The sequence below is a fragment of the Paenibacillus sp. J31P13 genome, assembly GCF_056269295.1.
In genome coordinates this window covers 889,881-902,878 of record NZ_JBWDNR010000002.1, presented here as the reverse complement: position 1 = coordinate 902,878, position 12,998 = coordinate 889,881, and the positions used below count along the sequence as shown (strand labels likewise).

The following is a 12,998-nucleotide window of genomic DNA, read 5'->3' as shown; positions in this document are numbered from 1 at the left end:
TGTTTTAAAATTTCCGCTTGAATATGAGGCTGCATAATAAAAGCTGCGATCTGTTCCTTTTCGCTAAATGTAAATTAATATTCACAATCACAACCCTCATCATGCGGTACCATTTGAGCAATCGTTCCATTCGCTGTGCAAATGACAAGCGCAGTAAAATCAATCATATCTGAAGGTACTTCTGAACCCGGAGCAAGCTGGAACTGAAGAGTAATATCTACATTGATTGACTGTTTCTTTTTTCTAATACAGGCTGAAAGGATAGAAATTTCAACTCTGTGATGCGTTCAAGCTCATATTTAATCATATTAATTATACTCAAATTCATTACTCGGTAGCATAATCTAAGTATATAGGACTTTTTATTTACTCAGCAAGAAAAGCGCCTCGAAAGGCGCTTCTCCTCTTACTTTTTCACTTATTTCTTCTATCTAATCGAAATTATTAAGGAAGCATCGACGATCCCATCAAATATTTATCGACTTCACGAGCGGCCTCTCGGCCTTCGTTGATTGCCCATACAACCAAGCTTTGCCCACGGCGCATATCTCCTGCTGCAAATACTTTATCTACATTGGTCGTGTACTTGCCATAAGTCGCTTTCACATTTGTGCGGCGGTCTTGTGCAAGGCCAAGCTGATCGATAAGTGTTGTTTCAGGTCCTTCAAAACCAACTGCGATGAAAACAAGATCAGCTGGCCATACTTTTTCAGTACCTGGGATTTCAGTATATATTTTACGACCAGTCTCATCAACTGTCCGCATAATTTGTACCGTGTGAAGCTCTTTTAGATTACCATTCTCATCTCCAACGAATTTCTTCGTGAGGACGGAGAATGCGCGAGGATCTTCGCCGAATAGCGCCTTTGCTTCTTCCTGCGCGTAATCCAATGTGTATACATTTGGAAATTGCGGCCAAGGGTTATTGACGCTGTCACGCTCAAGAGGTGCTTTCGCATGTGTACCGAATTGTGTTACCGATTTGCAGCCATGGCGTAGTGCCGTTGCCACACAGTCTGTACCGGTATCACCGCCGCCGATTACGATAACATCCTTGTCTTTAGCGGAGATGTATTTACCATCCTCCAAATTGGAGTCTAGATAGCTTTTGATTGTCCCATTCAAATAGTCCATCGCCAAATGAACACCGTTCAAATGACGGCCTTCCATTTCTACTTCACGCGCTCTCGTCGAACCGCCGCATAATACAACTGCATCAAAGTTCTCAACAAGCTCTTGAGCAGTAATATCTTTGCCGATCTCCGTATTTACGACAAACTCTACACCTTCAGCAGCCATCAGATCCACACGGCGTTGTACGACATGCTTCTCAAGCTTCATTGTAGGAATTCCGTAAGTGAGCAATCCACCTATGCGGTCAGCACGCTCGTATACAGTAACGTTATGTCCGGCCTTGTTCAATTGTGCTGCAGTAGCCATACCTGCAGGACCTGAACCGACAACCGCGATGCGTTTTCCTGTACGAACTTTAGGCGGTTGAGGAACGACCCAACCCTCGTCAAAGCCACGGTCTATAATGGCTTGTTCGATCGTCTTGATTGTTACCGCATCCCCTATCAAACCAACCGTACATGAGCCCTCGCAAGGTGCAGGACACACACGGCCAGTAAATTCAGGGAAGTTATTCGTTTTGTGCAAACGATCAAGCGCCTCACGCCATAATCCGCGGTAAATCAAGTTGTTCCATTCAGGAATAAGGTTATTTACTGGACAGCCTGAGACAGAACCGGCAAGCTCAATTCCCGTATGACAATATGGTGTACCGCAATCCATACAGCGTGCGCCTTGTGTTCTGAGCTGTTCGTCCGAAAAATGCTTATGAAATTCCTGCCAATCTTTAATACGCTCCAGCGGGTCGCGATCGGCCGGCAATTCGCGTTGATATTCCATAAATCCAGTAGGTGTAGACATGATCGCATTTCCTCCATCCATATTTCCCGTAACCATTTCATCATCTATTACAAAACTATATCGGGAATTCATCAATTATTCAATAACAAACTTTTTCAAATCCACTGATAACGTCGTATAAATTACTAGTTTTCTATTTTAGAATATCCTAGCATTTCATCGCTAATATCGTTAATGGATTATCCGTACAATCTTTTGTACTATGTTACATATCGTTCGTCATAGAATGAATTCCTGACCAATAAGTCAGCGGGATTTTCTTTTAAATGTTTGAAAGGTAAAAGAAAACGCATTTTTCTCATCACTTGCTCTATACTCGCTATCAACGAGCTCCCAGTCGGTTTCAGGCAATATCGGAAAAAAAGCATCTCCGCCTAGAATCTCCGTATGAACATCCGTCAGTAACACAGTATCCGCAATGGGCAGCATTTGTGCATAAATATCTGCTCCCCCCATCACCATTATCTCGGTATCCTTCAGAAGCTGGAGCGCTTCCTCCACAGAATGCACGACCTCGCAGCCCTCAGGATGAAAATCCTGTTGACGCGTCAAAATAACATTTCTTCTATCCTTCAGCGGTTTACTGCGAATGGACTCAAATGTTTTTCGACCCATAAGAACGGTCTTTCCAAGCGTGTTTTCTTTAAAATAAGCCATCTCCGCCGGCAATCGCCAAGGCATCGCATTTCCAATTCCAATCGTTCGTTTCGAATCCATCGCAGAAATTAAAGTAATAGACATTTCGATCTTGCAACTCCTTATATATAGACTGCCTTTTATACAGCAACCGGCGCTTTTATGGATGGATGAGGCTCGTACTGCTCAATGACTAGATCCTCAACTGCAAAGTCAAAGATCGATTGCTTTTCAGTATTAAGCTTTAGCGTTGGCAAAGCTCTTGGCTCACGCTGGAGCTGAGTTTGAATTTGATCCATATGATTGGTGTAGATATGAGCGTCCCCAAGCGTATGAATGAAATCTCCTACCTCTAGACCACACTCATGCGCGACCATATGCGTTAGAAGCGCATAGCTGGCTATGTTGAAGGGTATGCCGAGAAAGATATCAGCACTCCGCTGATAGAGCTGGCATGAAAGCTTTCCGTTAGTCACATAGAACTGAAACATCGTATGGCATGGCGGAAGCGCCATATTGCTAGGCACATCCTCCGGATTCCATGCTGATACAATCAGTCTTCTTGAATCTGGGTTGCTTTTGATGGTCGCTATGACATCCTTTAATTGGTCAATGGTTTCACCTTGAGAGGTTTTCCACTCACGCCATTGCTTGCCATAAACATTCCCCAACTCGCCGAAATCCGCAGCAAATAATTCATCCGTTAAAATTCGCTGCTTAAACAATTCCATTTGTTCTTCGTATAAGGCTTGAAATGCTGGATCGCTCTGAGAACGAAGACCAAAGTTTGTCATATCAGGACCGGTATAGCATTCACTTTCAATCCATCTTTTGAATGCCCACTCATTCCAAATATTATTATTATTTTGCAATAGATAACGAATGTTAGTGTCGCCTTGGATAAACCAAATCAGTTCACTTGCTATTAGACGAAATGGAATACGCTTCGTTGTTAAAAGCGGAAATCCTTCACTTAAATCAAACCTCATTTGATAACCAAATGTAGAAATGGTCCCCGTTCCTGTACGGTCTTCCTTTTTTGTACCATGCTCTAAAACATATTTCAACAATTGCAAATAGGATTGCTCACTGTTACTCATTCCGATATAGCCTCCAGTCTTGATGCAGAAAATCTTGAAAATAAGAATTAATTATAGCATTATCCTTGTTGTCTGTCGTGTTTCCTTTTTTTTCTAAGCTCATGTCTTTCTGGAGCTGATGCATGCAGCTTAATCTCTTCCTCTGTCTCAGGCAGCACGTTTGGTACTGCCGTCGGCTTGCCATGTTCATCCAGCGCAACAAAAGTGAAAAAAGCAGTAACCGTTTTTTTGCGTTCACCACTTAACATATTTTCAGATTGAACCGATACGTAGATTTCCATAGAGCTCCTCTGCGTCCATGTAACGAACGCTTCAACCTCAATCACTTCACCTACTCGAATCGGTGCCAAGAAATCAAGACTATCCGTTGAGGCAGTCACAACCTGCATGCGAGCATGTCTCATGGCTGCAATAGCCGCAACCTTGTCCATATACTCCATCAGTTTGCCGCCAAACATCGTATCGTAATGATTGGTATCTAGCGGGAAAATGAGTTGAGTCATTAATGTTCTGGATTCTTTTGCTCGTTTTGTCGGTTGTTCCATCTCCAAATCACTCCTCTTCAATATTTTACTACAGACCCTTTGAAACGCAAAGAGGCCTCTGCGGCTGTGACAGCCGCGAGACCTCTACTATTGCAAAACGACATCAATTGATGCGTTTTATTTAATGAATGTATGGATCGGGTGACCAAGAGCAACCTCAGCTGCGTCAAGCACGATCTCACCTAGTGTAGGATGCGCATGGATCGTAAGCGCGATATCCTCAAGCGTTGCACCCATCTCAATTGCAAGAGCAAGCTCAGCAATCATGTTGGAAGCTTCAAGACCGATAATTTGTGCGCCCAATACAAGACCGTTATCTGCATCGGATACAAGTTTTACAAAACCTTCGTTAGCGTTAAGGGACATTGCGCGTCCATTAATTGCGAATGGGAATTTGCCAACTTTAACATTATGGCCTTTTTCTTTTGCTTCTTTCTCGCTGTATCCAACGCTTGCGCATTCTGGATCGGAGAAACAAACAGCAGGAACACATTTGTAATCAATCACGCTGGATTGACCAGAAATAGCTTCAGCTGCAATACGGCCTTCATACATTGCTTTGTGAGCAAGTGCAGGTCCAGCAATAATATCGCCAATTGCATAGATATGCGGAATGCTTGTACGGCATTGCTCGTCAACCTCAACTAGACCGCGATCGGACATTTTAAGGTTAATAAGATCAAGACCAAGCTCGCCATCCGTATTTGGACGACGTCCTACTGTTACAAGCAAGTAGTCTGCTGTTACTTTTTCTTCTTTGTCGCCAACTGTGTAAGTTACAGTAACGTCTTTATCTGTTTGCTCAGCGCCTTTTGCTTGTGCGCCAGTAATGATATCAACATTCGTACTTTTCAGTTTCTTCGCAACGATTGAAGACATATCTTTGTCGAAGCCAGGCAAAATAGCGTCAGAGCCTTCGATTACAGTTACTTTAGTTCCGAATTTGGAATACATTTGACCAAGCTCGATACCAATATAGCCGCCGCCGATTACAACTAGGCTTTTTGGAATCTCAGGCAAGGACAATGCGCCAGTTGACGATACGATACGTCCGCTGAACGGGAATGCTTTAAGCTCGATTGGACGTGAGCCAGTAGCGATAATACAGTTTTTGAAACGGTAACGAGGTGCTTCTTGATCATTGAAAACACGAGCTTCGTTTTCGTTGATGAACATCACTTCGCCGTTGAAATATTGGACTTTGTTTGCTTTCAAAAGAGAAGCAACGCCGCCAGTCAATTTCTTAACGATACCGTTTTTGAATTCTTGCACTTTGCTGAAATCAACTTTCGCCTCGCCCACTTCAATACCGAAAGCAGAAGCGTGACTGATTGACTCATATTGGTGAGAAGCAGAAATAAGTGCTTTGGAAGGAATACAACCAACGTTTAAGCAAACGCCGCCTACGTATTCTTTATCCACGATTAGTACGTTTTGACCAAGTTGTGCTGCGCGAATAGCTGCAACATAACCACCAGGACCGGCACCTACGATTAGAGTATCAATATCTAGGGAAGCATCACCTACGACCATGTCTTTATACCTCCATTATGAACAATTCTGGTTGGCCCAGAAGTGTTTTGATGTAATTCATAAAGTTTTGTGCAGTAGCACCGTCAATTAGACGGTGATCAAAGCTGAGTGATAGTGCCATAACCGGTGCTGCAACGATTTCTCCGTTGCGTACAATTGCTTTTTCAGTAATTCTGCCTGTACCAAGAATTGCAACTTCAGGGAAGTTGATAACTGGTGTGAAGAACATACCGCCAGCAGAACCAATGTTCGAAATGGAAATGGTGCTGCCTTTCAATTCGCTGCCCGAAAGCTTGCCGTCGCGTCCACGAACAGCCAAATCACGAATGGAATCTGCAATTTTGAATAGATTTTTACGATCTGCGTCTTCAATAACAGGAACGATTAGACCGTTATCTGTATCGGTAGCAATACCGATATTGTAATATTTGCGGTATACGATTTCTTGGCTAGCTTCGTCAAGCGTTGAGTTCATAATTGGGAACTCGCGGCAAGCTGCCACAAGCGCTTTTACGATGAACGGCAAGTACGTAAGCTTAGAGCCTTTTTTCTCAGCATAAGGCTTGTATTTTGCACGAAGAGCGACAAGCTCAGTAACATCAACTTCATCCATAATCGTTACATGCGGAGCTGTGTAGACGGATTTGGACATTGCATTCGCAATAATTTTGCGGATACCTTTGAAAGGTACGCGTTCTTCTGGACGATAAGCTGTACCAGATGTTGATGCAACTGGTTTTGCTTCGCCAGCGCCTTGTGCTGCTACTGCTGCGTTGTCTGCTTCAGGAGCTGCTGCATCGGCTTGAACTGCAGCCGGTGCACCGCCAAAGCCGTTCACATCATCACGAGTGATGCGTCCGTTTTTGCCTGTACCGCCAACTTGAGTAAGGTCTACACCTTTTTCACGAGCGAATTTGCGTACGCTTGGCGTAGCAAGAACAAGACCGCCTGTTGCTTTTGGAGCAGATGCTGCTGCAGGTGCGGCAGCTTCAGCTTTTGGAGCGGCAGGAGCTGCTGGAGCTTCTACAGTCGGAGCAGCCTGAGCAGGCGCTTCTTCTTTAGGAGCTTCCGGTTGATCTGGCAATTCGCCTTCTGCATCTATGATTGCAACTACCTCGCCAATATGGCAAACTTGACCATCTTTAACGAGTACTTCTAGTACTTTGCCGTTTACTGGGCATGGTACTTCAACGATCGCTTTGTCGTTTTGAACTTCCATAATAATATCATCATCTGTGACCGTGTCGCCGACTTTGATATGCACTTTGATAATTTCGCCTTCGTGCAATCCTTCGCCCAGCTCTGGGAAACGATATTCGAATTTAGCCATCGCTAGTAACCTCCTCTAAAAGTTCAGTACTTTTTGAACTGCTGCCGAAATACGAGCTACGGATGGAAGCCACGCATCCTCGATTTGTGCAAACGGATAAACCGTATCCGGACCAGCAACGCGAAGAACTGGCGCTTCTAAGTGTAGGATTGCATTTTCATTGATTTGTGCAATAACCTCAGCTGCAACGCCGGAAGTTTTTTGCGCTTCTTGCACAACAATCGCTCTGTTCGTTTTCTTAATCGAAGCTACAATTGTATCGATATCAAGCGGCATCAAGGTACGAAGATCGATAACCTCAACTTTCACGCCTGTTTTCTCAAGCTCTTCAGCAGCTTTCACAGCTGTATGAACCATCATACCGTAAGTAATAATAGTAACGTCGCTGCCTTCGCGAACAACGTTTGCTTTACCGATCTCAACCGCGTATTCACCTTCAGGCACTTCAGCCTTGAAAGCACGGTATAGATTCAAATGCTCCATGAAGAATACAGGATCATTTTCACGAATCGCTGAGATCATCAAACCTTTTGCATCATAAGGATTGGAAGGAACGATTACTTTGATACCTGGTGTTTGGATAGCTAGACCCTCAAGGGAATCCGTATGAAGCTCAGCTGCTTTCACGCCGCCGCCGAAAGGTGTACGGAATACGATTGGTGAGTTGTAGCGACCGCCTGAACGGAAACGCATACGTGCTGCTTGAACGAACATTTGATCAAGAGCCTCATAAATAAAACCAACAAATTGAATTTCTGCGATCGGACGGAAACCTTGAAGTCCCATACCAACTGCCATACCTGCAAGCGCCGACTCAGCAAGAGGTGTATCAAATACACGATCTTCTCCGAATTCTTCTTGCAAACCTTCTGTCACACGGAATACCCCGCCGACTTTACCTACGTCCTCACCGAAGATGACAACGTTTGAATCACGTTTAAGTTCTACACGCATCGCATCGCGAATTGCTTCCAACATATTCATTTGAGCCATGATTGTCTGATCCTCCTCTACTATTGAAAATCGGCCTTTTGCTCTTCCAAGTGTTGCGGTGTTGTTTCGAACATCGTATCGATCAAGCCAGCTACAGTCATTTTTTCAACTGCTTCTGCTTTTTTGATATGCTCGTTTACAGTCGCTTTCGCTTCGTCTTTCACACGAGCTGTATCTTCGTCTGACCAAAGACCTTTTTTCTCCAAAAACTTACCAAAACGAACGAGCGGATCTTTCAAAGCCCATTCTGCTTCTTCTTCTTTAGTCCGGTATTTAGTCGCGTCATCCGCCATGGAATGCGGACGGAAACGGTAAGTGATCATTTCGATCAATGTTGCGCCTTCGCCATTACGGCCGCGTTCAGCAGCTTCTTGAACAGCTTTGATTACAGCAAGCACGTCCATTCCGTCTACTTGAATGCCTTTGATACCAGCAGCAACTGCTTTGTGTGCAATGGATAAAGCGCCTGTTTGCTTAGCAAATGGTGTAGTGATCGCATAACCATTGTTTTGTACAGCATAAATGACAGGAAGCTTATAAGCACCTGCAAAGTTCATGCCTTCATAGAAGTCGCCTTCTGATGAACCGCCATCGCCTGTATACGTGATTGCGACACGCTTCTCGTTCTTTTTCTTAAACGCCATAGCAACGCCAGTCGCATGCAAAATTTGAGCGCCAATGATGATTTGCGGCATTAGAACGTGAACATCCTGCGGAATTTGTCCGCCTGCTTGATGACCACGTGAATAAAGGAAAGCTTGGTATAGCGGCAAACCGTGCCAAACAAGCTGCGGCATATCACGGTAACCCGGGCAAATGAAATCATCTTTATTAAGTGCGTACTCACTGCCGACCATGGATGCTTCTTGACCAGATACTGGCGCATAGAAGCCAAGTCTACCTTGACGTCCAAGATTTACAGCACGCTCATCCCAAGTACGAGTAAATACCATGCGGTACATAATCTCTTTTAATTGATCATCGGTTAATTCCGGCATTAGATCAGGGCTAACAACTTCACCATCAAGTGACAAGATGGATAGTGGTGTTACCGGTTCCGTTTGAACTTCATATGGTAATTTGCTCATTTTGAACGCTCACCTCAATTGAAATATTTGAAAAACTTTTTTCTCTGTTATAGAATTATTATAAACCTGTTTAACGAAGTTGGTCAAAGCAAAATACAAAAAAACGACCGTTTTTTCGCTGATTCTTATCTTTATCTAATAAATTGTATATGCTACAGTCTTATTTTTTCACTATAACAGCATAATACAAGAATGCAGAACAGATAAGAATCACATGATTGTCTTACTATTGTTTACCCACAACAGCCGCATTCCATTCAGTAATTAATAAGGACAGGAGATAAAGCAATGACAGATGAAAGATATTTAAAGCGTACGATTGTAAAAGAAACGGTTCCAAGCAGATACCTAATGGAGGGATCTCGAAATTTAAGAATTTTTCTGCCACCAGGGTACAATGAACTTCTAAGCTATCCCGTTGTATACTGTCAGGATGGCGAGGACTTCTTTAATTTTGGTCGAATTGCGACAACTTCAACAAGGTTGATTTTGGATGAAGGACTGGAGCCCTTTATTATAGTAGGAGTCGATGTCGACAAAAAATTCAGAACGGAAGAATATACACCAGATGGCGATCGTTTCGAAGCTTACACGAGGTTCTTTGCAGAAGAGCTAATTCCATTCGTTGAGGAAAAATATGCGGTGCGGCGAGAACCAGAACACCGTTTGCTTGCAGGCGATTCACTCGGTGGATCAGTTTCACTCCATTTGGCGCTGGCATACCCTCATCTTTTCACTCGTGTGATGTCACTATCTGGCGCTTTTTACGGCGTTTCGCAAAATATTATATCTGATGCAGGCGATTTGAGCTGGCTGACCATTTATATGATTGTCGGTTTACAGGAAGATGCATATGAAACAGATCGCGGCGTTTTTGATTTTGTCGCATTGAACCGAAATGCGAAAGCTTTAATGGAGCACAAGCAAGCGACTATCTTTTATGAAGAAAAAGATGGCAAGCATCAGTGGGGTTTCTGGCAAAAAGAGCTTGATAAGGCTCTCTCTTATTTCATAGAGATCGAATAATTCAATAAAAATAGCTGCCCTACTTGCTCATACAAGCCAAGGGCAGCTATTTTTTTGATCCAAAACCTGCTTAAGCAAGCTTCAAATCCTTTTTGATTATTTCTAATAAAGCCTTGCAGCCATTATCCACTAATTCGTAAACATATGGGAAGTTGCCATCATAATACGGATCAGGAACATCCTTTACCCCTTCATTCGGAAGAAGCTCCATGAAAGTGAATAATTTTGAACCACTCATCCCATCCACTAAGCCTGTCCCAGACTTATTTCCAGCATCATTTAACAGCTTTTGAACATCATGAAGATTTTTGGAATCCATGCAGACGATATAATCAAAGGTAACGAAATCTGCCACCGTTACTAAACGCGATCTCATCCCTTCATAGGAAATACCGTAAAGATCTAATTGCTTGCGAGTGCCTTCATGCGGTGGATGACCGAGATGCCAATCCCCTGTTCCTGCTGAGTCCACCTCAATGGCTTCCGATAAGCCTGCTAACTGAACACTGTGACGCATTACAGCTTCTGCCATTGGTGAACGACAGATATTACCTAGACAAACAAACAATACACGTGCCTTCATTTCATACCACCTTCTTGCTTCACATCAGTCACTGTCAGTTTAAGAGAACGACGCGGAAGCTTCCATTTGTAATACACCGAGAGCATACGAAAACCAATAATAACAACGAATAAGAATAATAGCTCTAGATTTGTTTTCATCCAGCCCATACCAATTACTAGTCCAGCAAGCATAGCCCAAACCGCGTAGATCTCATCCTTTAGAACAAGTGGTTTACGACCAGCGAGCACGTCGCGAATAATTCCCCCGCCTATTCCGGTAAGCATAGCTGCAACGAGGACGGCACTTAGTGGATGCTTCATTTCTGTCGCATACAGCGCGCCTTGAATCGCAAAAGCTGATAAACCAATCGCATCAAAAAAAGCTTCACTGCGGCGCCAACGTTGAATCCATTCAACCGGCAGCAGGAAAGCGATTGTCATCGCGATTAACGCAATTTTCAGTAGATTGCCTTGATTCCATAGTGACGTGATCGGCATACCGATCAGCAGGTTTCGCACTACCCCTCCACCAAAAGCTGTCACGAGGCCGAGTACAAATACGCCTAAAATATCGTATTCTTCCTCCATTGCCACAATCGCGCCACTAACAGCAAAAGCAATTGTGCCAATAATACTGAACACTCCAAAAACGTCCATATCCACTGCTCTTACTCCTCGCTTCCCGTCCCATGCACCGCCCGCTGTCTTCGGTGCTGTCCTTCCCCATTTTAGCTGGGAGATTTAGGTTTGACAACGACAAATTTCGCAGTTTTTTCAAAATTTATCGAGAGGAATAAGCTTATCTCTAGTTTTTGTTTAACAAAAAGCATTATACTTATTAGAGTAAAAGAAGATTTTTCTATTAGAAAGGATAATTCATGATGCACCCTCGCATAGTCATATGCACAGGCGGTCAGCTCGACGCTTGGGCACTTGAACATATATCAACAAGTGATTTGTTAATTGGCGCAGACAGCGGAGCACGCTTCCTAATTGCGAATGGGCTAAAGCCCGATATTGCAATTGGTGATTTCGATTCGGTATCAGAGGAAGAACTCGCAGCCATTCGTAGCCAAAGCGGACAAACGATCGCCTGCGATCCCATTGATAAAAATTATACCGATACTGAAATGGCAATACGGCTTGCACTCGATATGCAGCCCTCAGAAATTGTACTTCTTGGCGCTTTAGGCAGTCGCTTCGATCATTCGCTTGCAAACGTGCATCTCTTAGCGCTTGCGAACGAACAGCATGTACAGGCTACAATTATCGACAACCATAACAAAATCACACTTATCGATAAAAAATTCACGATTAAAGGAACAGCCTATCCCAATGTTTCCTTGCTGCCGCTTACGATGCAGGTAAAAGGAATTACACTAACTGGCTTTCAATACCCTCTCCATGAAGCAACACTTAGGATCAGTCAGTCACTTGGCATTAGCAATGTATTAATTGACCCCGTAGGGACCATCGAACTTCATGAGGGATTGTTGCTGGTGATCCAAAGTAGGGACTAAACCCTAATTAACCCTTTGAAGGATTTTTCACCCCTACCCTCTAGGGCTCTTTTACACCCTTCCCGATATGAAGTTTTGAACCCCTACTTTTTTAGAAATTTTTCAACACTCAACCCTAATAAGGAGTTTCGAACCCACCCAAACCCTCCCTTCCAAGGGAGGGCTCCGAGGGTTGCACCCTCTGGACACCTGCAATTGAAGAAACGTTGGATAGTCTCTGACACATTAAAGTAATGTTTGTGCGTGGAGCGCTTTCGTCCCTTTGGGACACGCTTGCATGCGTGCAGGATCTTAATAAAACCCTCCCTCATTAGGATTTTCATACCCAACCAAGCCCTCCCTTTCAATGGAGGGTTCCGAGGGATGAACCCTCTGGACACCTGCAATTGAAGGACGTTGGATAGTCTCTGACACATTAAAGTAATGTTTGTGCGTGGAGCGCTTTCGTCCCTTTGGGACACGCTTGCATGAGTGTCGGTACCCTAATCAAACCCTCCCTCTCATAAGGATTTTCATACCCAACCAAACCCTCCCTTCCAAGGGAGGGCTCCGAGGGTTGCACCCTCTGGACACCTGCAATTGAAGGAACGTTGGATATTCTCTGACACATTAAAGTAATGTTTGTGTGTGGAGCGCTTTCGTCCCTTTGGGACACGCTTGCATGCGTGTCGGTACCCTAATCAAACCCTTATTAGATTTTTTAAATCCAACACTTATATAGACTTTCGATT

The 12,998-nt window shown here is 43.9% G+C and carries 12 protein-coding genes; 2 read left to right on the top strand and 10 right to left on the bottom strand.

From position 1 onward, the window contains the following. Positions 1-444: 444 nt before the first annotated feature. The 8 genes from AC0YOD_RS10430 to pdhA all read right to left on the bottom strand — a co-directional run bounded on the left by AC0YOD_RS10430 (position 445) and on the right by pdhA (position 9,157). Positions 445-1,932, bottom strand: coding sequence for a glutamate synthase subunit beta (locus tag AC0YOD_RS10430; RefSeq protein ID WP_475799349.1), 1,488 nt, complete (start codon positions 1,930-1,932; stop codon positions 445-447). Positions 1,933-2,178: 246 nt separating this feature from the next. Continuing rightward, entirely contained in the window at positions 2,179-2,673 is a 495-nt protein-coding gene (locus AC0YOD_RS10425) for a dihydrofolate reductase (RefSeq protein WP_475799194.1), read from the bottom strand. A gap of 35 nt (positions 2,674-2,708) precedes the next feature. Continuing rightward, complete coding sequence (locus AC0YOD_RS10420; protein ID WP_475799193.1) at positions 2,709-3,668, bottom strand: thymidylate synthase; 960 nt, start codon at positions 3,666-3,668, stop codon at positions 2,709-2,711. Between the two features lie 59 nt (positions 3,669-3,727). Continuing rightward, entirely contained in the window at positions 3,728-4,213 is a 486-nt protein-coding gene (locus tag AC0YOD_RS10415) for an acyl-CoA thioesterase (RefSeq protein WP_475799192.1), read from the bottom strand. A gap of 117 nt (positions 4,214-4,330) precedes the next feature. Continuing rightward, positions 4,331-5,746: a dihydrolipoyl dehydrogenase gene (gene lpdA, locus AC0YOD_RS10410; RefSeq protein WP_475799191.1), complete on the bottom strand. Its 1,416-nt coding sequence runs from the start codon at positions 5,744-5,746 to the stop codon at positions 4,331-4,333. Between the two features lie 4 nt (positions 5,747-5,750). Next, positions 5,751-7,076, bottom strand: coding sequence for a dihydrolipoamide acetyltransferase family protein (locus AC0YOD_RS10405; RefSeq protein ID WP_475799190.1), 1,326 nt, complete (start codon positions 7,074-7,076; stop codon positions 5,751-5,753). Positions 7,077-7,091: 15 nt separating this feature from the next. Next, positions 7,092-8,069 carry an alpha-ketoacid dehydrogenase subunit beta gene (locus AC0YOD_RS10400; protein WP_475799189.1) on the bottom strand — a complete coding sequence of 326 codons (978 nt, stop codon included), beginning with the start codon at positions 8,067-8,069 and terminating at the stop codon, positions 7,092-7,094. A 20-nt stretch (positions 8,070-8,089) separates the two neighbouring features. Beyond that, the gene (gene pdhA, locus AC0YOD_RS10395) at positions 8,090-9,157 is read right to left on the bottom strand and encodes a pyruvate dehydrogenase (acetyl-transferring) E1 component subunit alpha (protein WP_475799188.1); all 1,068 of its coding nucleotides are present in this window, start codon (positions 9,155-9,157) and stop codon (positions 8,090-8,092) included. A gap of 288 nt (positions 9,158-9,445) precedes the next feature. On the opposite strand from pdhA, the gene AC0YOD_RS10390 reads away from it, so the two are divergent. Beyond that, positions 9,446-10,183 (top strand): alpha/beta hydrolase, encoded by a 738-nt coding sequence (locus AC0YOD_RS10390; RefSeq protein ID WP_475799187.1) that lies wholly within the window; start codon positions 9,446-9,448, stop codon positions 10,181-10,183. 70 nt (positions 10,184-10,253) lie between these two features. Here AC0YOD_RS10390 and AC0YOD_RS10385 read toward each other — a convergent pair whose 3' ends face one another. Together AC0YOD_RS10385 and AC0YOD_RS10380 are read right to left on the bottom strand one after the other, a co-directional pair. Further along, on the bottom strand, positions 10,254-10,766 hold the full coding sequence (locus tag AC0YOD_RS10385; RefSeq protein WP_475799186.1) for a low molecular weight protein-tyrosine-phosphatase: 513 nt from the start codon (positions 10,764-10,766) through the stop codon (positions 10,254-10,256). Next, positions 10,763-11,404, bottom strand: a complete 642-nt coding sequence (locus AC0YOD_RS10380) for a trimeric intracellular cation channel family protein (RefSeq protein ID WP_475799348.1) — start codon at positions 11,402-11,404, stop codon at positions 10,763-10,765. The genes AC0YOD_RS10385 and AC0YOD_RS10380 overlap by 4 nt, the downstream gene beginning before the upstream one ends. 224 nt (positions 11,405-11,628) lie before the next feature. On the opposite strand from AC0YOD_RS10380, the gene AC0YOD_RS10375 reads away from it, so the two are divergent. Then, positions 11,629-12,267: a thiamine diphosphokinase gene (locus tag AC0YOD_RS10375; RefSeq protein ID WP_475799347.1), complete on the top strand. Its 639-nt coding sequence runs from the start codon at positions 11,629-11,631 to the stop codon at positions 12,265-12,267. The last annotated feature ends 731 nt before the right edge of the window (positions 12,268-12,998 follow it).

Coding starts and splice junctions, on each gene's coding strand:
- AC0YOD_RS10430 (WP_475799349.1), bottom strand. CDS start 1,932: ATGTCTACACCTACTGGATTTATGGAATATCAACGCGAATTGCCGGCC.
- AC0YOD_RS10425 (WP_475799194.1), bottom strand. CDS start 2,673: ATGTCTATTACTTTAATTTCTGCGATGGATTCGAAACGAACGATTGGA.
- AC0YOD_RS10420 (WP_475799193.1), bottom strand. CDS start 3,668: ATGAGTAACAGTGAGCAATCCTATTTGCAATTGTTGAAATATGTTTTA.
- AC0YOD_RS10415 (WP_475799192.1), bottom strand. CDS start 4,213: ATGGAACAACCGACAAAACGAGCAAAAGAATCCAGAACATTAATGACT.
- lpdA (WP_475799191.1), bottom strand. CDS start 5,746: ATGGTCGTAGGTGATGCTTCCCTAGATATTGATACTCTAATCGTAGGT.
- AC0YOD_RS10405 (WP_475799190.1), bottom strand. CDS start 7,076: ATGGCTAAATTCGAATATCGTTTCCCAGAGCTGGGCGAAGGATTGCAC.
- AC0YOD_RS10400 (WP_475799189.1), bottom strand. CDS start 8,069: ATGGCTCAAATGAATATGTTGGAAGCAATTCGCGATGCGATGCGTGTA.
- pdhA (WP_475799188.1), bottom strand. CDS start 9,157: ATGAGCAAATTACCATATGAAGTTCAAACGGAACCGGTAACACCACTA.
- AC0YOD_RS10390 (WP_475799187.1), top strand. CDS start 9,446: ATGACAGATGAAAGATATTTAAAGCGTACGATTGTAAAAGAAACGGTT.
- AC0YOD_RS10385 (WP_475799186.1), bottom strand. CDS start 10,766: ATGAAGGCACGTGTATTGTTTGTTTGTCTAGGTAATATCTGTCGTTCA.
- AC0YOD_RS10380 (WP_475799348.1), bottom strand. CDS start 11,404: ATGGACGTTTTTGGAGTGTTCAGTATTATTGGCACAATTGCTTTTGCT.
- AC0YOD_RS10375 (WP_475799347.1), top strand. CDS start 11,629: ATGCACCCTCGCATAGTCATATGCACAGGCGGTCAGCTCGACGCTTGG.